This is a genomic window from Peribacillus tepidiphilus (assembly GCF_009466385.1).
Classification (GTDB): Bacteria; Bacillota; Bacilli; order Bacillales; family DSM-1321; genus Bacillus_BN; species Bacillus_BN tepidiphilus.
In genome coordinates, this window is sequence record NZ_WIAQ01000026.1 from 14,269 (window position 1) to 34,857 (window position 20,589).

The 20,589-nt window shown below is 36.3% G+C and carries 16 protein-coding genes, 1 pseudogene and 1 riboswitch; of the genes and pseudogenes, 4 read left to right on the forward strand and 13 right to left on the reverse strand.

Annotated elements, in window-relative coordinates:
* Nucleotides 1-130: 130 nt before the first annotated feature.
* The 7 genes from GD441_RS13425 to GD441_RS13455 form a co-directional block, all read right to left on the reverse strand.
* The gene (locus tag GD441_RS13425; protein ID WP_420849703.1) at nt 131-1,339 is read right to left on the reverse strand and encodes an MFS transporter; all 1,209 of its coding nucleotides are present in this window, start codon (nt 1,337-1,339) and stop codon (nt 131-133) included.
* A 284-nt stretch (nt 1,340-1,623) separates the two neighbouring features.
* Nucleotides 1,624-3,045, reverse strand: a complete 1,422-nt coding sequence (locus tag GD441_RS13430) for an alanine/glycine:cation symporter family protein (RefSeq protein WP_153126944.1) — start codon at nt 3,043-3,045, stop codon at nt 1,624-1,626.
* Nucleotides 3,046-3,243: 198 nt separating this feature from the next.
* The gene (locus GD441_RS13435) at nt 3,244-3,993 is read right to left on the reverse strand and encodes a response regulator transcription factor (protein ID WP_153126945.1); all 750 of its coding nucleotides are present in this window, start codon (nt 3,991-3,993) and stop codon (nt 3,244-3,246) included.
* A complete protein-coding gene (locus GD441_RS13440) occupies nt 3,974-5,791 on the reverse strand; it encodes a sensor histidine kinase (RefSeq protein WP_153126946.1) in 1,818 nt (605 codons plus the stop codon). Before GD441_RS13440 ends, GD441_RS13435 begins: the two co-directional genes overlap by 20 nt.
* A 140-nt stretch (nt 5,792-5,931) precedes the next feature.
* A complete protein-coding gene (locus GD441_RS13445) occupies nt 5,932-7,230 on the reverse strand; it encodes an ABC transporter substrate-binding protein (RefSeq protein WP_153126947.1) in 1,299 nt (432 codons plus the stop codon).
* 100 nt (nt 7,231-7,330) lie between these two features.
* On the reverse strand, nt 7,331-8,158 hold the full coding sequence (locus GD441_RS13450; RefSeq protein ID WP_153126948.1) for a carbohydrate ABC transporter permease: 828 nt from the start codon (nt 8,156-8,158) through the stop codon (nt 7,331-7,333).
* Complete coding sequence (locus tag GD441_RS13455; RefSeq protein ID WP_153126967.1) at nt 8,159-9,025, reverse strand: carbohydrate ABC transporter permease; 867 nt, start codon at nt 9,023-9,025, stop codon at nt 8,159-8,161. It lies immediately after the preceding gene.
* A 454-nt stretch (nt 9,026-9,479) separates the two neighbouring features.
* Between GD441_RS13455 and GD441_RS13460 the strand changes: the two genes are divergently transcribed.
* Nucleotides 9,480-9,740 (forward strand): hypothetical protein, encoded by a 261-nt coding sequence (locus GD441_RS13460; RefSeq protein ID WP_153126949.1) that lies wholly within the window; start codon nt 9,480-9,482, stop codon nt 9,738-9,740.
* 461 nt (nt 9,741-10,201) lie between these two features.
* Nucleotides 10,202-11,119, forward strand: coding sequence for a ketopantoate reductase family protein (locus GD441_RS13465; protein WP_153126950.1), 918 nt, complete (start codon nt 10,202-10,204; stop codon nt 11,117-11,119).
* A 431-nt stretch (nt 11,120-11,550) separates the two neighbouring features.
* Here GD441_RS13465 and GD441_RS13470 read toward each other — a convergent pair whose 3' ends face one another.
* From GD441_RS13470 to GD441_RS13480, 3 genes and pseudogenes are all read right to left on the reverse strand, one after another.
* On the reverse strand, nt 11,551-12,531 hold the full coding sequence (locus tag GD441_RS13470; RefSeq protein ID WP_153126951.1) for an NERD domain-containing protein: 981 nt from the start codon (nt 12,529-12,531) through the stop codon (nt 11,551-11,553).
* A gap of 506 nt (nt 12,532-13,037) precedes the next feature.
* A complete protein-coding gene (locus GD441_RS13475) occupies nt 13,038-13,874 on the reverse strand; it encodes a TIGR03943 family putative permease subunit (RefSeq protein WP_153126952.1) in 837 nt (278 codons plus the stop codon).
* A 13-nt stretch (nt 13,875-13,887) separates the two neighbouring features.
* A pseudogene (locus GD441_RS13480) lies at nt 13,888-14,181 on the reverse strand (permease); the annotation flags it as partial.
* 154 nt (nt 14,182-14,335) lie between these two features.
* Between GD441_RS13480 and GD441_RS13485 the strand changes: the two are divergent.
* The gene (locus GD441_RS13485; protein ID WP_153126953.1) at nt 14,336-15,058 is read left to right on the forward strand and encodes a DUF3784 domain-containing protein; all 723 of its coding nucleotides are present in this window, start codon (nt 14,336-14,338) and stop codon (nt 15,056-15,058) included.
* A gap of 72 nt (nt 15,059-15,130) precedes the next feature.
* Nucleotides 15,131-15,232: riboswitch (purine riboswitch) on the forward strand.
* A gap of 224 nt (nt 15,233-15,456) precedes the next feature.
* Nucleotides 15,457-16,647: a NupC/NupG family nucleoside CNT transporter gene (locus GD441_RS13490; protein WP_153126954.1), complete on the forward strand. Its 1,191-nt coding sequence runs from the start codon at nt 15,457-15,459 to the stop codon at nt 16,645-16,647.
* A gap of 103 nt (nt 16,648-16,750) precedes the next feature.
* Here GD441_RS13490 and GD441_RS13495 read toward each other — a convergent pair whose 3' ends face one another.
* The 3 genes from GD441_RS13495 to GD441_RS13505 form a co-directional block, all read right to left on the reverse strand.
* A complete protein-coding gene (locus GD441_RS13495; protein WP_153126955.1) occupies nt 16,751-17,743 on the reverse strand; it encodes a zinc-binding dehydrogenase in 993 nt (330 codons plus the stop codon).
* 132 nt (nt 17,744-17,875) lie between these two features.
* Entirely contained in the window at nt 17,876-18,412 is a 537-nt protein-coding gene (locus GD441_RS13500) for a DinB family protein (RefSeq protein ID WP_153126956.1), read from the reverse strand.
* A 463-nt stretch (nt 18,413-18,875) separates the two neighbouring features.
* Entirely contained in the window at nt 18,876-20,411 is a 1,536-nt protein-coding gene (locus GD441_RS13505; RefSeq protein ID WP_153126957.1) for a multicopper oxidase family protein, read from the reverse strand.
* Nucleotides 20,412-20,589 lie beyond the last annotated feature (178 nt).

Sequence of the window (20,589 nt, forward strand, 5' to 3'; positions counted from 1 at the left end):
TTCTTTTAGCGCCAATTGGGGTAATTAGTATCATTTCCCCTTTATTGATGTCACTCACTTTGCCAATGATTGTGCTATCTTTACCTGTTTTGAAAGGTTTTCAAATAAATATATTCGATTGTTTCTTACTTTATGTTTGCACTTTTATCCAAAGTAACGAAGACAACAAAAGGATGATTCCCATTACTCCAAATAGAAGGAAAATGAGATCGAATGATTTTGTTAGAGCTATAGACATCATTGGAGGTCCAACAGCTACCCCGATAAACCTTGCGGAACTATAAAATGAAGTAATGATTCCTCTTTCTTCTTTTTCTATAAACTCTGTAATTAAAGCATCTAAGGCGGGTAATAAACTTCCAAAGCCAACCCCTGCAATACTTAGTAATAGTAATTGTAGGAAAAACTGATCCGCTTTCCATAAAAAAGCGCTGCTAATTGAAATGAGAAATAAACCAATCATAATAATGGCTTTCATTTTCTTTACACTGTCCTTTATTTTTCTACCTGAAAGAAGGGAGGCTATACATAAAAACAGTAAGGGAACAGCTAATATGAAGCCTTTTATGATCCCCTCATAATGATATTGTTCCTCTAGAATTTTTGAAAAGTAAAATAGAACTGCAAAAAGGACGAGCATCAGATAAATACCAATGATAAAAATAACAAGCAGCCATCTCCATTCTCTTATTAATATTTCCTTCGTTTTACTAAAAAAAGCTTTAAATGGTAGAGATGACTCTTTTTGAGTTGGCGTTTTTATGAATTTTACTACCATGAACAACGATATAAGACTGAAAATAGAAATAGAGAAAAAAGGAAAAAACCATATGATAGAAAATAATATCGAACCTAAAATTGGGCTTAATACTTTACCAAAAGTATTCGAGGTTTCAATAATCCCTAGACAATTACTTGCTTCCTCTTCATTACTATATAAATCCCCAACCAATGGTAAAACGATGGGAGCTGCTCCTGCAGCACCAATTCCTTGTATTACTCTCCCGATGATTATAACGGTAAAAGGTTCACTTAACCTCCACGCAGCAAATGATGAAATAAATCCCCCAATAATAACCAGAAGTAAGCTCGGAACCATTATTTTCTTTCGTCCAAACTGGTCAGATAAATATCCGGCGACTGGGATGAGAAAAATAGATGCGATCGAATATACTGTAATGATTAAACTAGACTGAAAAGCCGATATATGAAGGATTTTTTCAATCTTTGGCAAGATGGGAATTAACATGGAATTCCCCAAAGTCATAACTAATGGAATAGACGCCATACTGACTAAACACCATTTACTAACCTTATGTTTTGATCCCAAGCTGCTCATCCTTTCAATGGTCTACCACATTTATTTTGGATATATTTTCATCGTCCTATACTACATAAACCATTTAAAGAAAAAGTTAAAAAAATATATGAGGGTTATGAAAGCACATTGTAAGATTGACTGTTATGCCAACTAAACTGGTCATTGTAGGAAAAGTTTCTGAAAAAGAATTACAATCGCTACATTCACCCCAACATCATACCGGTGATCATAATCATCATTAATAGAGAAACAACGCCAGCTCCATACGAGCTGGCGTTAACCATTATTGAGACTAAAATGAATTAATTTTTGTCAGCCTCCATCTTATCTGAAGCATTACTCCATGCCTCAACATTTTTTAGCCCTTCAATATTCGAAACATGAAAGACAGGATTCTTTCCGCTCGCTTTTTGTTTTTTATAATCAGCAAGTGCAGCAAATGCAATTTTCCCTAGCAATGAAATAGCGATTAAGTTAATAATTGCCATCAGACCCATGAATAAATCTGCAAGACTCCATACAAAATCTAAGGATGCAATAGAACCAAATGCAACCATACCGACAACTGCAACACGGAAAAGGTTTAACAAGAGTTTACTTGAACTGAAAAACTCGATGTTGGATTCGCCATAAAAGTAGTTCCCTACTACCGAACTGTAGGCAAATAAAAACACAATGAAGGCAAGGAAGATACCGGCCCATTCTCCTATGGAGGTCTCAAGTGCATTTTGTGTTAGGATAATACCATCCGATTCTTTAGATGTATATAGTCCTGACAATAAAATGATAAAAGCAGTCGAGCTACAAATAACAAGCGTGTCCACAAAAACGCCTAACGCCTGAATGAGTCCTTGTTTAACTGGATGGGTGACGTCAGCAGCCGCTGCTGCATTGGGAGCGCTCCCCATACCGGCTTCATTTGAAAACAAGCCGCGTTTGATTCCATTCATCATGGCTGCACCAAGTGTTCCTCCTGCCACTTCTTTCAATCCAAATGCATTTTCAAAAATTAAAACAAAAACGCCTGGTATTTCGGTTAGATTCGTAATCATTATATATAAGGCAATTATTATGTAAGCACCTGCCATGATCGGTACCATTAGTTCAGCCACTTTGGCAACTCGCTTAATCCCACCGAAAATAATCACAGCTGTAATAATAGATAAGACGATAGCAATAAGTGTCTTGTCTATTCCAAAAGATTTATTGAGTGCACTTGAAATGGTGTTTGCCTGAACAGAGTTAAATGCAAGTCCAAAGGAAAGGGACAATAATATAGCAAACGTAATCCCCATCCAGCGAGCGTTCAATCCTTTTTCCATATAGTAAGCTGGTCCGCCCCGGAATGTGTCACCATGTTTTACTTTATAGATCTGAGCAAGAGTACTTTCGACAAAAGCAGAAGCTGAACCGATAATTGCAATCAGCCACATCCAGAATACCGCACCTGGACCGCCCGTTGTAATGGCCAAGGCTACACCTGCAAGGTTTCCAGTACCAACGCGAGAAGCTGTGCTAATACAAAAAGCCTGGAATGACGAAACACCTTTTTTTTCATCCCTTGCTCCTTCGCCTAATAGTCGAACCATTTCACCGAACATACGAAATTGAACAAACTTTGTACGAATCGTAAAATAGAGTCCTAAACCAATTAACATGATGATCAGAATATAAGACCAAAGTATGGTATTGGTATCACTCACAAAATTTACTAATAACTTCATCCACGAACCCCCTCTAGTTTGTTTACTATTCATTTTGTATGGACTCAAGTTTTTAATGTAACAAAACCTTAAATAAATATCAATATTTATACTCTCCTGTAAGCTCTTTAAAAATGCAAAATGGACTGTCGAAACAGCCCATTTTTTAGGTAAAGAAGTATGCTACGTCTTTTTTAATAAAGAATGATATCTCCATTACTATTTAAACGATTTTGCAGTTTTCCGATATTCATTCGGCGTTACACCAACTTTTTTCTTAAACAATTTTCGAAAATACTTATCATCTTCATAGCCGATCCTATGAGCCACTTCATAAATTTTTATGTTTGGATCAGATAATAATTGTTTTGCTTTATCCATCCGGACATTTGTTAAATAGTCTGATAAGTTTTGCCCGTATTCTTGTTTAAATTTTCTTGAGATGTATTCCCTGCTTATAAAAAATCGATCAGCAATTTCTTGTAAAGAGACTTCTCGTAGATAATGCTGCTGAATGTATTGTTCCACTAATTGAATGGTTTTTATTTCTTTTTTTGGCTGAATTTGATCCATTTGAATATTAAAAGGGTTTTGCTCTTCTTTTAATAATAGAATTGTTTTTTCAATGGTTTGATTTAACGCCTCTGGGTCGACCGGTTTCAAAATATAATCACTGGATTTATACTGGATCGCCTTTCTCATATACCCATAATCATCGTAACCTGTAATTAATACAGTTTTTATATTTCTTTTTTCATCATAGATCCATTTCAATAAATCCATTCCGTCCATCTCTGGCATTTTAATATCTGTTAAGACAATTTCAGGCTGGAATCGTTTGATTTGTTCAATCGCAACCTGACCATTTGCTGCTTCCAATAACTCCGTGACTCCAAGACGGTCCCATTCACCAAGCAACTTAATACCTTCTCGAACATGCTGTTCGTCATCAACGATCAATACTTTCATCCAATCTCTCCTCTTCACGGGAAATCGGTATACATAAATCGACCGTAAAGCCTCCCAATTCCCCTCGATAAACATCCATGGAAGCCTCGCTGCCATAATAAATTTGAAGACGGTCATATATATTTTTTAAACCAACACTCTCGGTTTGTTTAATTCTTGATAACGATTGAATGATTTCCCTTAATCTCTTTTCAGAAACTCCACTACCATTGTCAGAAATGATGATTCTTTTGTGGGTATCATTGATTTGTCTTGCTACAATTTCCATTCGACCCGTTTTGGAATTCCCTTCAAATGCATGCTTAAAATAATTTTCAACGATTGGCTGAAGAATCATTTTAGGAATCTGAGAATTGAGAATACTATGTTCAATATTGAAATCATACTCCAGTCTTTCTCCAAATCTCTCTTTTTGCAGCATTAAATAGGTTTGAACATGTTTCATTTCTTTCTCAAGGGAAACAAAATCTTCATCCATATTGATGCTGTAACGCATTAAAGATGATAAGGAAATCAGTAATGAATACACCTTTGGTGCTTTATACTTTAAAGCTAGAGTTCCAATGGATTGTAAAGAGTTGTATAAAAAGTGCGGATTGACTTGCGACTGTAAAACCTTTAATTGGGTAGACTTGTTTTTAATTTCAAGTAAATACTCTCGTAAAATTAAGTCATTGATTTTTTCAATCATCGATTTAAAATGCTGCCCGAGTAGGCCAAATTCGTCATTTCCTAACGTTTTAAAATGAACCTTTAATTCTCCTTTTTCAATTCTCTTTATATTTTCAATCAATAATTTAATTGGGGAAGTAATTTTAATAGAAACAAAGAATGTCGCAATCAAAACCACGATAATCATAACGGCTCCAATGAAGATATTCATAAAGGCAATTCTTCTGGCATTTTCGTATAAAACATCATAAGGGATACTTTTCACAATCATCCATTTTTCATATGGTGCAGAAAACTTCTCATATACATACACACCTTTAAAATCCCCTCTATTCATTAGAAGAGATCCATTGGTATCTTTTTTAGATTGGATTTTTTGATACCAGTCCTCCGTTAATTTCTCCCCGTTTTTTTGCTTTTCAGAGGAGAAAATGAGCATTCCTTTATCGTTGATTAGGAAAAAGTCTTCAACTCCAGGCTGAAACAAACGCTCTGATATCGCTTGAATTTCTGAAAGCTCGATATCAATGGAAAGAAATCCAAGTAGTCTACTATGAGGTATGCTATAAATTGATTGATGAAAGCTGACCACGTCTTTTACAAAGGAATTGGGAATGAAGGATAAATGATTATAGCTGTAAATTGGATGGGTTCCCTCTATAAGAATTGGAGTCTGCTCATTGAGTAATTCTTTGTACAAAGGATGATCTTCAACATGCTCATATTTTCCTCGACTGCTAAGCTTGTTGGAATAAACGGTATAAGAATCATTTCCATTTCTGATATACAGATGCACCTGTTCTATTTCTTTCCTCGTAAAATAAATGTTAATAAGCGTTCGGCTAATCTCTTGCTGATTTTTTTCAATATAGCTTTCCGCCCCACTCTCCATTACATTCATAAAGGAGCGATTTTGGTATAATGGGGGAAGAATGGAAGTGATGTCCTGAAAATAGTTAGATAGGTCCACTCTTCCTTTCGAGATGATATTTAAATTCTCATGGATAAACTGTTCCTTTACGGATTCCGTTGTATAGATGTATGTAATCCAAATGGAGATCGTAAACGGAAATAAAGTAGCAATCGTAAGAAACAAAAACAATTTTTTTCGGATGCTAAAGAACATATATTTCCTCTTTTACAAGTTTATATAATCGATTATACCACCTTGTATAACGAATGATTGACATTTTTTGATAGAAGAAAGAGCTGAAACGTGAAACGAATCTCAGCTCTTTAAAAAATATATAATAATGTGAGGGGTACCTATTTCTTTAAGCTATCCCAAGAATCTTGGAACTGCTTAAGCATTTCTTCTTTTGTTTTTTGTCCACCGATATAAGCCTGCATCGCTGCACCAAATTCATTTGCAACGCCATCAGGATATTTAAACCAGTTCCAGGACAACGTTTTCCCTTCGTTAGAATAACGAATAATGTCATCAGCCATCGCACCTAGGCCTTCTGCCTTAATGTTATCGAACGCAGGAATAAATTTAAATTGATCTACAATGTATTTCTGTCCTGTTTCAGAGGAAACCATCCAGTTTAAGAATTTTTTCGCTTCTTCTTTTTCAGGAGAATTTTTGTTGATGACCCAGTTATTTGGAACGCCTACAGCCAGTTTATCCATGGCTTGAGCATCATTGTTAATTGGAATTGGCAAGAAACCAATGTTGATTTTCTCATCAATTTTCATGATGTCATTATGAGTCCAGTTCCCTTGCTGCATCATAGCTGTTTGACCTGAAGCAAATAGAGTGACTTGTGTTTTATAATCTGTTGTTAGTGGGTTTTTATTACCGTATTTAATCGTTAGATCAAATAAGTCCATCCATTGTTTAAATACTTCGTTTCCTGTAATTTTTTCAGTACCTTCGCTAAGTCCTTTAATAAATGCATCTGGATCCGCTTGGTGTGCAAATGGAATGTTTGCTAAGTGAATTCCTAATACCCACCATTCTCCATACCCAACTGAGAAAGGAGTAATGCCTGCTTTTTCAAGCTTCTTCGCAGCATCCTCAAGTTCCGTTAGAGTTTTTGGAAGGGTTGTAATACCAGCTTTTTCAAATAAAGCTTTGTTATAGATGAAGCCGTATCCTTCAAGGTTTAATGGCTGTCCATAGACCTTACCATCAATCGTCATTGGTTCTTTCGCATTGTCATAAACGTGTTGAACCCAAGGCTGATCGGAAAGGTCTTCTAAGTGCTCTAACCAAGTTTTTGCCTCTTGGAAACCACCGTTATTGAAGATATCAGGAGCATTTCCTGAAGCAAATTCTGCTTTTAAAGCTGCACCGTAATCTGCTCCGCCGCCCACGGTTTTAATATTGAAATTTACATGGGGATTTTCCTTCGTGTATTCTGCAGCAAGCGCTTCTAAATCTTCTGCAATTTCCACTTTGAATTGGAATACATCTAACGTCACTTCTTTAACTTCTTTTTTGTCAGTATCTTTGTTATCTTTCTCATCTGCTTCCTTACTCGTTTTTTCAGACGAGCAAGCTGCTAAGACTAACATAAAGGCCATCAATAATGCCAATAATGAAAACCCTTTCATTTTCATTTATTTTCCCCCTTTTTTCTTGTACACTTTCATATTAGTAAACTTTCACTACAATTTAAGGAGACCAGATTGACCAATTAGGTGGAATATGTTGATGTATTTATTTAATAGATCCTGCTGTGATTCCTTTAATAATATGTTTTTGCAAAAAGAAGAACAATATCAATAGCGGCAAAATACTAATAACCAGTGCAGCTAATGCTAAATCCCATTGTTTCGTAAATTGACCGAAGAAATAGAACGTGGCTAGTGGAATCGTTCTTAAGCTAGCATCCTGAAGGACTAGGAGCGGCAATAGGAAATCGTTCCAGATCCATAAGCTATTCAATATGATAATGGTAACTGTTATCGGTTTTAGTAGGGGAAACACAATTCTCCAAAAAACCCCAAATCGACTGCAGCCATCGATTATCGCAGCTTCCTCTAATTCAATCGGGATCCCTTTAATAAAGCCGTGATATAGAAAGATCGACAGCCCCGCTCCAAACCCTAAATACATGAAGACTAGACCAGGTATGCTATTAATTAAATGGATTTTACCAGTAAATTTTACGAGCGGAATCATAATCGACTGGAACGGGATCACCATTGCTGCAACGAACATAAAGAATAATACCGTGCTTAGTTTACCTTTTGTTCTGACTAACATATAAGCAGCCATCGAACAAAAGACAACAATCACAATATTACTTGATACAGTAATAATCAATGAGTTTAAAAACACTTTTCCAAAATTCATTTTTTCAAAGGCATTACTATAATTCTCCCACATTAGCTCTTTTGGAAGAGCTGACGTATTTAACAATATTTCAGCAAAAGGCTTTAAGGAATTCACGATCACGTAATAGAAAGGAACTAAAAATACCATTGCAATCGCAATAGCTATTACTTCTATCGAGAAAATCTTCAAGTTATATATTCGCTTCATTTATGATTCCACCTCCTTTTTCTTCGTTAAATACACTTGTAATGTTGTTATCGACGCGACGATCATAAAGAAAATAAATGCTTTTGCTTCTCCGAGTCCATAACGGTTATTAACGAATGCCTCAGTATAAATGTTTAGAGCTAGCATTTCCGTCGATTTAAACGGACCACCATTTGTTAATGACAGGTTCACTTCGAAAATCTTATAAGACCATGAAGTTGTTAAGAATAAACAAATCGTAAAAGCAGGAACAATCAAAGGAATGATGACGTGACGGAGAATTTTCCATGGGCCCGCCCCATCAATCTTCGCAGCTTCTACCAGCTCTTGTGGAACATTTTGAAGTGCAGCAACATAAATGACCATAATGTAACCGGCACCTTGCCATACACTTACGATCACAATCCCCCAAAATGCGGTCTTTTCATCACCGAGCCAAGGCAGTTCGAATAATTTCCAGCCTGTTAGTTGTCCGATTGAAACGAATCCTTTTACAAAAATAAATTGCCAAATAAACCCTAACAATAATCCTCCTATTAAGTTTGGAATAAAGAATACGGTTCGAAGAATGTTACGAGTCTTCAACGGTTGAGTTAGGAGAAGAGCTAAGGAAAATCCAATCAAATTTGTGAATATGATCGCAACAAACGTATATTTCGTCGTAATCCAAAAGGAATGTAAAAACTGTTTGTCTGTTGTAAAAATTGTCTTAAAGTTGTCCAATCCAACCCATTTCACTTCACCAGAAACACCATTCCAGCTAGTAAAGGCATAATAAAGTCCAGTTAAAAACGGGTAGAGAACAATAAGAGAGAATGCTAAAAACGCAGGTCCAACAAAAGCCCAAAAAACAAATGATTTTTTCATCTTCTTTTTTGTCACTTTTACTCACCTCCTCTTACTCATTGTAAAGCGAATGTAAACGCTTCAAAATGGACAGGATTGACTAGAAAGGTGGAATATATTGACCTGTTTAAGTGCTCCTCCATTCGAAAGTAGATGCTTTAATTATCAGTTTACAAATAATATATTCAATGGAAGCTTTTCGCTTTCATCCTTTCTAGTGTCACATTCTATATATAAGACAAGCAAAATTCAGAACAGATCGTAATGGGTTACTGCAGCCCTAACGATCGAAACTCAGTGAACGAACAAGAGAAGCAAATGAATCAAAAAGGGAAGGCTGTTTTCGTAAACTTTGTGGCTTTTGAAGGAGAAAAATAAACATTGTGATATAATAAAGATATAAAAATAGTAAATGTATAAAGGTTTGAATATGATAAATTAGGAATAACAAATACCTTTCAGGAGGTGAACCCAGTTGAATAAATACAGTATTTTTTCACTTGCTACTTTGGTAATCTTCATTGGTTTGTTTTATACAATGTTGGGTGGTGTATCGTTAGGAACATTCGGTAAACCATTTATTATTTCGATGTTTCTTTTCCCATTATTAGGAGTTTTTTCGGGACTAAAAGCCAAAAAAGGCATAATGAAATGGCTACTAATAATACTTAACATTATTGCAATTTGTATAATCGGATATATTTCATTACTTGCCAATGGTATTGCCGAAAATTGATGCAAGACAGGTAGCATATGCTATTCTTTTTTTTATGCCTTATAAAACAGACCTTAAAGAATTGACTGTGGTGTTGGTCGATTTTTGACTCACTGAAATAAGCATTTGCTCAACACGTTTTTCAAATGCCAAATACTTGCTAATTATAGTTTGTTACATTATCTGTACATAACAAAGCAGACGGGTGAATATACTCACCCCTCTATCATTAATTCAATGTATTTCACCCATTTTTCAGGGTATCGAGAACCTGAAAATGACGTATTTGTCAGATCATTGAAAGAAAGAGAAAGATGAGCTCCCCTTATTTATTAAAGTGATTCTTGTAATTGTAATGATTGGAGGCTTATTATTCGCCCTCTTCAGATAATTCTTTCCAAAAAAGTGCACGTGACTGCGTGCACTTTTATTATAATGGTGATAAGCAAGCGAAAAGTTTTTTAAATAGGAGGCTTCATGTTATGAGAATTTTAGTTGTTGGTGCTGGTGCCATTGGAGGTTATTTTGGCGGACGTCTGTTGGAAAAGGGAGAAGATGTAACATTTCTTGTTAGGGAAAAAAGAAAGCAGCAGCTTGATCGGGATGGTTTAGTAATCGAAAGTGTTAATGGAAATATGATAGTAGAGCCTAAGACTGTTTTAACCGGAGAAAAAGCGGAGCCGTTCGATGTCATTCTTCTCTCGACAAAAGCCTATCACTTAAACGGTGCAATCGAAAGCATCCGCCCTTATATACATAAGGAAACGATGATTTTGCCGCTTCTAAACGGTATTGCCCATATCGATGAATTAGATGAAGCATTTGGTAAGGATAAAGTACTTGGCGGCTTATGCTTTATTGAAACGACTCTGGATGAAAACGGAAAAGTAATTCAAACCAGCCCTATTCACGAGTTAGTTTTTGGAGAGCGATCCGGTCAAAAAACGGAAAGAATCCTTAAGCTGCAGGATGCTTTTCACGGAACAAAAGCCACCTTCCGTCTCTCAGACAATATTAATGAAGAAATGTGGCATAAGTATTTGTTTATTACTACATTTAGCGGAGTCACTTCCCTTTTCCGTTCCCCAATTGGCCCGATTCGTGAGCAAAAATACGGAATGGAAACGATTCGGAAGGTCATAAATGAATCCGCTAATATCATGAGAATAGCTAACGCACCTTTAGCTCTTCATATTGAAGATGTGTTATTAAAAAAACTGACCGAAATTGGTTATCAAATGAAATCTTCTCTACAAAGAGATATGGAAAAACGACTTCCAACTGAAGCCGATCACTTCTTTGGGTATCTTTTAAAAATCGCTGAAGAAAAAGGAATGGAAACCCCTGCCCTAAACTCTATTTATGCTAATTTAAAAATTTATGAGAAGCTGAATCTATAAATCTATTGAAAATTCTTCGTTATTTTGGTTTTGAAAGCATCTGCTTAATAGTAGGTGCTTTTTTGAACTAAAAACTGGGATCTAACACAAAAAACAATTTGATCATTTTTAAAATAGCCAGCCCCCATTCAACGACAATTGTCTTTGATGGTTGACTGGCATCCATTTTGTATATTAACTGAATTTGCAAAGACTGCCATAATTTACTGTAGGCTTTATATTTTTAGACAATTCTCCCCTAATTCCTGGTCCAGAAACCCTCTAAGTCCTAGCACTCATATAGTTTTTCAGACCTTACATTTAAGAGAAAACTCACTGATTTAAGCGAAACCCCCTTCGATTTAAGCGTTCAGCCCCTCGATTTAAACGAAAACTCGGTTTATTTAAGCGTTCAGACCCTTGATTTAAGCGAAACCTTTTCCACGGGCCGCCTACTCTCTATAAAAATTTGAAGGTGCATGGTAGTATCGGTCTTTTGTGGTTCCAGTACTAGGAAAATTAGTAGAGGTTAGTAATCTAGATGCGGCATCTCTTGATTTAAGATGAGCAAACTCACGAAACTGCTGAATTGTAATCTTCGAATCAATCAATAAGAAATAATCGTATAGTGAATAAATATGTGCATCTTTCGAAAAGGTGTTGCAGGCTGGGCAATGCCATTGCCTTTTTATTCGATTCATAGGAATATGAAAACAAGAAGGACAATGGATTCCGGTTTTTAACTGTTTTTTTGAAATGAGGTATCGGTCTAAAAAAAGCTTTCTGGGAGGGGTATTCTTTTTTAGCAGAAAACGACTGATTTTGCGGAGTTCTTTTGAGGAGAGGACTTCCTTTGGGTACTGCATTTCCAGGTCATGAATTCGGTTCATGAGCCGAGGAGCTTTAAACACTTTTTGAAAAATCCTTCGGTGTCCGGGGTTCGTTTTTAATATACTGTATTTATTGCAAATTACCACAGCATATTCGATCGGTACTTTTGGGAGATTATATTTTTCAAGGAATTGTTTCAGTTGAAGCTCGTGGAGGCTTGCCTGAGTAATTGGATCAGCGAAGCCTTCTTCTTTCCCATTTTCATTGGTCCGAATCAATTGATGAAATACTTGGTCAAAAAATAACGTACCAGCCATGTTCTTTACTTCGATAATAATGGCTAAATGAGGAGAAAGGAGCAGGGTATCAATCTGGAAGGTATAATCACCCCATGGGAGGTTTAGGTCGTGGAAAATCAAGAATTTCTTCTCATCTAAGAGATTCAAATAATGATCTAAAGACTGCTCTCCCCGATAACCGGCCCACCTCTTATCTAATTCCTCTTGCAATTCTTCGCGAAATAATTGGTCATTAGGAAACCTTCTTAACAACGCTTCGCCAACTTTAATTTTTAATGGAATAGTTCGTTCTTTAACAATCAAGCTTTTCACTCCTTTTATTAGTTTGGAATTAAAATTCGATATCTTTCAACATATTTCCTGCAGGTTATGGTTTTAATTTTGGATATTTTGTTACATTAAATGTTTTTTTTTACTTCCCTGCCTAAATACATCACCATATAAGCCTGAGCTAGTATTCTCCCAAAATATAAAAATATGTATGTAAGCGAAAGTTTTGTTGATTTAAGTGTTCAGCTCCTTGATTTAAGCGAAAACTCACTTGAATTAAGCGTTCAGCTCCTTGATTTAAGCGAAAACTCACTTGATTTAAGCGTTCAGCTCCTTGATTTAAGCGAAAACCCCTTCGAATTAAGCGTTCAGCTCCTTGATTTAAGCGAAAACCTCAACCATTTAAGCGAAACATTTTCCGACCTATATAAAAGCTGGCTAATCATACCTTTGAAATTTAAAAGAGTAGAAGACTGTTTTTCGTCTTCTACTCTTTTATTACAGATCTCTTGATCATCTTGAGACTTCATACAAGATCATTAATTCCGATACACATAAGGATCTTCAGGCTGTTTAATTTTATTCCATTCCTTTACCTTTAAAACAGGAATCGTTGATTTAAATGGTTGATAATACATGGATGACAATGTTCCTTCTACATGGATCCACTGATCATCTTTCATTTGAATATCTTCAGGAAATTCAACCAGCATACCGAAAACCCCCGAATCGGCGATGCAATGTATGACCCCAAATCTAAGAACAAACATTTGCCGTTTATTCATAGCTTCACCTTTAAAAGTAAACCCATCAAAACTAATGGTATCTCCCAAAAATTCACCGGGATAATTATAAATGGTTTCCATTCCTTTTAAATAATCCTCGTCCTTAAGAGCAATTACATCTTTCGAAGAATACTTTTTCAACTCTTTTTGCATTAATTCATCATATCCTTCTTTCCCGTAGTAAATGCTCGTATCGGGACGAAGATATTGAGTTTGAGCAAATGGCTCGCCTGTTTCGATACTTTTAAAAGAAAAGCCTTTGGATTTTACAATCGTTGAATCAAGTGTTGCAATTGGAAAAAATATTCCCGCTATAATCGGAAAAACAAAAATCACATAAATACCTATTCTTTGATAAAATGGCTTGTCTTTTTCATGATCATGATCGTGATCGCAGCACACATGTGATTCATGCTCTTTTTCGCACTTCAAATAATAATACGCCTGCACAATGGTCAGGATTGCAAAGATGAAAATGGCAATATAGGACAAATAGGAATATTTCATATTAATATATTTACTTATATTTCCAGTGGCGTGAAGATGAAAAAAGAAAAAAGTAAATGCCATTAAGATGAGTGTTCGAAACATTGTTTCCCCTCCTTTATAGCAAAAGTGATCCGAGCAGCACTAAGATAGCAATATAGGATATTAACACAAAAACAAAACGTTTTTTAAAGACTCCAAGCATCATTAACATGTTTTTGATATCAACCATCGGTCCGAATACTAGGAAAGCGACAATCGATCCGGTCGCAAACGTACTGCTAAATGAAGAGGCGATAAAAGCATCAGCTTCCGAGCATAGAGATAGAACAAAAGCCAGACCCATCATGACAAGTGATGATGAAATGTCGTTTTGTCCAATTGCAAGTAGAGTTGACGTTTTTATAAACGTTCATAATAGCACAAATGAAATATAACGTTACTATAAAAATTAACCATTTTTCTTTAAAATAGGTTATAACGTATAGGAATCTGACATGATCTCACATCTAACATAAACGTAATATAAAATAAAAGTGTTTTCTCATACAAAAGGAGAGATGATAATGTGGTTTCTTATTGCCGTTCAATTTTTTGTGATCGTACTGTTATTCTTGATCGGCTGGGCAATTCGCAACATGAAAACGTATTGGATGATTTCCGGTTTTGAAAATCGTTCGAAGGAAGAACAGCAGCAATTAATTCAAAATGGTTTACCACAAAAGATTGGGAGCTTGTTGATGACAACCGCTGTCGGCATGAGCGTATTGCTGCCTTTGCATTTCACCTCATTCAAATATGCAATAGAAGTTCAATTTGGCTTTATGATTGTATTTTTACTCGGGGGTCTTATCTATTTATCCAAATATGAGATTCCGAAAAAAAGGAAAAGAAGTTATCTTATTAATTCTCTCCTGTTTGTTGTAGTAATTGGTTTTATTAGTGCTACTATGTTTTTAGGTTATCAAGATCATAAATTGATTCCTAAAAATGATTCATTTGAAATTACCGGAATGTATGGAGATGAATGGAAGTATCAGGACATTCAGCGAGTTGAATTAATGGAAGAAATGCCTGAAGTAACTTGGAAGCAAAATGGCTTCGGTCTATCAACGATGGCAAAAGGTCATTTCACAGTTAAGGAATATGGCAGCAGCCTACTTTTCATTCATAAAAACTCTTCTCCCTACTTGTATATCGAATTAAAAAACAAAAAAATCTTCATAAATGGTCATGATTCAAAGCAGACACGTTCTTGGTATGAGCAGTTCCGTAAAAATATAAAATAGATCGAATTATTTTACTTGTAGAATTATTTTAGAAGACATTGTTTTTTTCATAATAGGCTGATAGAATAACTTCAAAATTTCATACGATTCTCTTATATAATCATGGAAATATGGTCCATAAGTTTCTACCTGACAACCGTAAATTGTCAGACTATAAGAGAAGGCTTACTTTTGGTTTTAAAAGAATATAAACCGCATGCCTAAGCTTTCTCTTATTGCAGACAGTTTAGGTGTGCGGTTTTTTGTTTGAATTCTATTGGAAATTAAAACCTTATGATTCACCTTTTTTTGTAGGGAATTCACACCGCAATAGAGGTCGGACATCATACCTATTTTGATGATTATACATTGAGAGTCTCTTTAAACAAAATTTAGTGTGCTTTGGAGAGGAGAAAAAAATGAAAATCGCTATGGGTCTTTTATCTATTTTGGGGGTTATTGCGCTTAGCTGGATTTTAAGCAGTCAGAAGAAAAAAATTAATTGGCGGCCAATCACAGTGGGAGTCGTATTGGAAATTTTATTTGTTATGTTTGTTTTAAAATCCAAGGCTGGACAATTGTTGTTAGAAAAAATATCGGCCGGGGTTCAAAAAGTCATTAACTACAGTAATGAAGGAATCCAATTTGTATTCGGAGGGCTGTTTGAGGGAACAAATATTAAATTTGTCTTTGCCTTCAATGTATTAACTGTCATTATTTTTATTTCTGCTCTTACTTCAGCCCTGTACTACATGCGTGTTATTCCATTTTTTGTCCGAATCATCGGGACTCTATTAGGGAAAATTCTCGGAACGACAAAGGTAGAAACATTTAGTGCAGTTGGAAATTCATTTCTTGGATTGGTCGAAGCTCCTTTGTTAGTCAAACCTTATTTAAAAATATTGACCCGATCTGAGATGTTTGCCGTTATGGTAGGAGGTACGGCTTCCGCAAGTGGGGCGATCCTGGTTGGTTATTCATTAATGGGTATTGATATGAAATATCTATTAATTGCTGTTTTCAGTGTGCCTCTCGCGTCACTCATAATTTCTAAAATTATGGAGCCGGAAACGGAAGAATCACAATCTAATGGCAATGTGTCCATGATGAAGACCAATCATTCCAATATATTTGAAGCGATTGCCGAAGGAACTACAAGTGGGGTTATGCTTGCTATTAATGTTGGCGGTATGCTGATTGCTTTCATCGCAATATTAGCACTTATCGATGGAGCACTTGGCTTAATCCATACAGATCTTGCATCTATTTTTGGTTATCTTTTCTATCCTCTTGCCCTGTTAATCGGAATCCCAGCATCAGAAGCGATGCAGGCTGCTGGAATTATTGGAACAAAATTGGCTGCCAATGAGTTTGTTGCCTATATGTCTCTTACAAAAGTAAAAGAAACATTGTCACCACAAACCGTAGCCATTCTCTCAGTTGCTCTTTGTAACTTTGCCAACTTTTCTTCTATTGGTCAACTAATTGTAGGATTAGGTTCATTAGAGCCTTCAAAAAGAAGCCAAGTTGCTCAGCTTGGTCTAAAATCTATAATCGGCGGAACATTGGCAAGCTTTCTTACTGCGTCAATTGTTGCGATGTTCTTATAATTAGCTTGCAAATGTTGAGGTTTTTCCCTTTGCTAGCAAATCATTAGTAGAAATAGAAAAGGAGATCGCTGTTCCGATCTCCTTTTTCTATTTAAAGGCTGAATTAGTCGATATAAAATCCAATTTTCCCCAATTGAGCTGCCGTTTCCATTCGATGGAATGCTTGGTCAAATTGATCTAGTGAATACATTTGATCCATAACAGGTTTAATGTGGTGCGTTTCAATAAACTGGAGCATTTCTTTATATTCTTCCGCACTTCCCATCGTTGAACCGAGAAGATTATACTGGCCATAGAAAAACTTACGTAAATCGAATTGGATGACATCTCCTGTAGAGGATCCAAACGTAACGATGGTTCCACCCGGACGTAGCTGATCGAGCGACTTGTTGAAAGTTGCAGCTCCTACACATTCAATGACGAGATCCACTTTTTCTCCGCCAAGTGCTTCATTCCAGTCTTCATTGCTATCAAGGGCTTTGTCTGCACCAAGTTCCAGGGCTTTCTTACATTTGTCCTGTGACCGGGACGTAACATACACTGTAGCCCCTACCGCTTTAGCAAATTGTAATAAAAACGTGGCTACTCCACTGCCGATTCCTGGTATTAGTACCTTCATATCTTTACGTACCTGACCTCTTGTAAACAATGCCCGATAAGCCGTAAGTGCAGCTAATGACAATACACCAGCTTCTTCCCAAGTTAAAAACTTCGGTTTATGTACAACGTTTTCTGCTGGAACCACTACATATTCTGCAAACGTTCCATGAAAAGGAAGTCCTAGAATTTCAAAACCTTTAGGAGGCGCATCGCTTTTTTCCTTCCATCCAAGACTAGGGTTAATCATCACTTCATCCCCTACTTGAACGTTTATGACTCCTTCACCAACAGCATCGATGATCCCAGCACCGTCTGAGCCGATGACTAACGGTGGATCAGTTGATTTATGGCGATGAAGAACCATTAAATCACGATGATTTAAACCTGCCGTTTTCAATTTCACCCTTACTTCTCCTGCTTTCGGGTGCATCTCTTCTATCTCACCATAAAATAGCCCATCGTAACCAGGTTTTTCTGCATGAATAACTGCCTTCATATTATTTCACTCCATTTATTACTAGTTAAGTTTAAAAAACATTACTTTTATATTACTGCAGAAAAGGAAAGAATAAAACGATTCTAGCTTTTTTTATTTTAAGGCATATGTTCCAGCAGAACTTCCCCTCATTTAGCTCAATGGATAGGATTCTGAACCCAAATAGCGTTCTTTTATGATTTTGCGATGATGTAGTTCATGACCCGCCATAATCGTTGCAAGTGCACGAACCGTAACTTCATGGTTGTTTGCAATTCCTCTTCGTAGCCAAGCTTCTCGGTCCAAATTCTTGATTAAATGCAAAGTGGATTGTCGGACTGCATTCAAATTTTCAAGGAGGTCTTCCATGGATTGTTTATTAAAAGAAGCATGAAGAACATAATCATTTTCGTTAAAACCAGGAAGGGACACCGTATCTCCTCGGGCAATGCATAGGAGTCTATATCCCATAACACGTTCCGTATCAGCCATATGGCCAATCACTTCTTTTATACTCCATTTTTCAGGAGCGTATCGGAACTGACCTTGTGTCTCTGATATGTTCTGAAGCAAATGGATTGTTTCCTCCATTTGCTCCTTTAAAATATGTAATAGGTCTCCTTCTGGTACTAAGTTTACGTATGGTAAATAATATGGGGCAAATTCACCGATTTCTGGTCGTTTTTGCATATTTATCCTCCTTTTTCTTTTGTATTTTTAGTAGGGGAACTTTGATGGAGCCATTGACCCATCATTCCCCTAGCCTATTTTTATTTTATTATATATTGATCATAATGCTGTACATGAATCGTAGTAAAACCACAAGATTCATATAATCGTAATGCGTTAGAATTTTTTGCTTCCACCTCTAAAAAGAATTGTTACGTCATCATCCCCCACTAATTCAATTCCTGACCATTTCATTTGATATTCAGAGAAAGAAAATCTGATCATTTTCTTCACATTGACGTTGAAGCTCCTTTATGTCTTCTAACTGATTACTAATTAACATGCAAGTCCTCCTCCCTAATGACTCTTCATCTAAGTTCTTTCGTTACCTACTCTCAATTTTCCTTTTTTTTACACAAACTCGAGCTACTCTCAAGACAAGTTGTTGGTGTCACCTTCTTCCGATGATAGGATCTCTCAAAGTCTATGATCGGATCACCACAAACGGTCGCATCATTTCGTAATCCTCATGCTCCAACATATGACAGTGCCACACATACAATCCAGTATATGGCCCAAAATTCATAATCACTCTTGTTACCTCTTTAGGATTAGCTCGCACTGTATCCTTCCAACCTCTTTCTTGTGGTTCAGGAGGAATCGATGGCCCTGTATAATGAATGACTCTTTCCTTTTTAAATCGGTCAACATCGAAAGCTCTTCTGTCTAGGACTTGGAAATCTATTAAATGAATATGAATAGGATGGGAATCTTTCGTTAAATTGATAAGATACCATATTTCGGTTGTTCCCAATTTTGGATTTTCTGTAATGGGTGCATCCCATTTTTTATCATCTAATAACATTAGAGGACGACCGTACTGATCTGTTTTTTCATCTAACGTTAGATACCGTGCCTTTGACGCTGATTCTTCTTTCATTTTTGGAAAAGAACTCAAATAGGAAGGAATTACACTCGTATCAATACTTGAAAGAGGAAGTGTCACTCTAAATTCCATGATTGTTCCCGTATCTTTATTGGTCGGCTCGCCATCTGGAAAAGGAGCAGGGGCATCATTCGTTAAAATCATATTCTTTCCATCAAGATTGGCAAAATCAATAATGACATCCGCTCTTTCTGAAGGAGATAAAATGATTTCTTTTATTCCGATCGGGTATTTCATAAATCCTCGATCTGTTCCAATTTGATACATAAGCTGACCTGAGTCTAGCTTTATCCTAAAGAAACGGGAGTTCGAAGCATTAAGTAATCTAAACCGGTATTTACGTGGTTCTACTTTTAAATAGGGCCATACTTTTCCATTGACCAGGATGGTGTCTCCAAAAAATTCAGGAACGATCGATGTTTCTAATCCCGGGACTGATTCTTTAGGCTGCCTCGGATAATAAAGAGAACCATCTTTATGAAAGGATTTATCTTGAATGATCAGAGGAATTTCATATGGACCTCTTGGTAAATTCAATAACCGTTCTTGTTGATCTCGTATCAGGTAAAATCCTGCCAATCCAGCATAAATATTAAGTCTGGTGATACCAAGAGCATGGTCGTGATACCAAAGGGTACAAGCACGCATGTAATTAGAGTATTCATATACTTTCTTTGTAAAATAAGGCCCCACTTGTTCAAATCCATTAGTAAACCAAGCCTCTGGATAGCCATCGCTTTCTGCTTCAACACTAGCTCCGTGTACATGGACCACTGTTCTTACTTCCGGCACATCTAAATGGGCACCATGCACCGTATAATCTACCGGCAAAAGATGCTTTTTAGGAAGGCTGTTGCACCATTTTATGAACACTTTATCTCCACTTTCTACCTCAATGGTTGGGCCTGGATAGCTGCCTTCATACCCCCAGACCGTTGTTTCATTTAACTCGCTATGGAGGCATTGCTTAAATTCCGTCATGTTCACTTTGTAATAAGTATAAAATGGATTTTTTCGAAGGGGTTTTAAAATTGGAAGAATGGGAAGTTCATTCATAAATTTAGTGAGAATCATAGGTTTGCTCCTTTATAACCGGCTAATTTTATCCTTTCTAAAGGTTATAAATCGTACAAACCTTATATGCCAATAAGTATATATATGGCTAATGTAGTGATTGCTTTTTAAAAACGACCCTAATTTTTTGATAAGTAGACAAGTTTTCCTCATACCCATCATAAAAATGAATAAACCA

Coding starts and splice junctions, on each gene's coding strand:
- GD441_RS13425 (WP_420849703.1), bottom strand. CDS start 1,339: ATGAGCAGCTTGGGATCAAAACATAAGGTTAGTAAATGGTGTTTAGTC.
- GD441_RS13430 (WP_153126944.1), bottom strand. CDS start 3,045: ATGAAGTTATTAGTAAATTTTGTGAGTGATACCAATACCATACTTTGG.
- GD441_RS13435 (WP_153126945.1), bottom strand. CDS start 3,993: ATGAAAGTATTGATCGTTGATGACGAACAGCATGTTCGAGAAGGTATT.
- GD441_RS13440 (WP_153126946.1), bottom strand. CDS start 5,791: ATGTTCTTTAGCATCCGAAAAAAATTGTTTTTGTTTCTTACGATTGCT.
- GD441_RS13445 (WP_153126947.1), bottom strand. CDS start 7,230: ATGAAAATGAAAGGGTTTTCATTATTGGCATTATTGATGGCCTTTATG.
- GD441_RS13450 (WP_153126948.1), bottom strand. CDS start 8,158: ATGAAGCGAATATATAACTTGAAGATTTTCTCGATAGAAGTAATAGCT.
- GD441_RS13455 (WP_153126967.1), bottom strand. CDS start 9,025: ATGAAAAAATCATTTGTTTTTTGGGCTTTTGTTGGACCTGCGTTTTTA.
- GD441_RS13465 (WP_153126950.1), top strand. CDS start 10,202: ATGAGAATTTTAGTTGTTGGTGCTGGTGCCATTGGAGGTTATTTTGGC.
- GD441_RS13475 (WP_153126952.1), bottom strand. CDS start 13,874: ATGTTTCGAACACTCATCTTAATGGCATTTACTTTTTTCTTTTTTCAT.
- GD441_RS13485 (WP_153126953.1), top strand. CDS start 14,336: ATGTGGTTTCTTATTGCCGTTCAATTTTTTGTGATCGTACTGTTATTC.
- GD441_RS13490 (WP_153126954.1), top strand. CDS start 15,457: ATGAAAATCGCTATGGGTCTTTTATCTATTTTGGGGGTTATTGCGCTT.
- GD441_RS13495 (WP_153126955.1), bottom strand. CDS start 17,743: ATGAAGGCAGTTATTCATGCAGAAAAACCTGGTTACGATGGGCTATTT.
- GD441_RS13500 (WP_153126956.1), bottom strand. CDS start 18,412: ATGCAAAAACGACCAGAAATCGGTGAATTTGCCCCATATTATTTACCA.
- GD441_RS13505 (WP_153126957.1), bottom strand. CDS start 20,411: ATGATTCTCACTAAATTTATGAATGAACTTCCCATTCTTCCAATTTTA.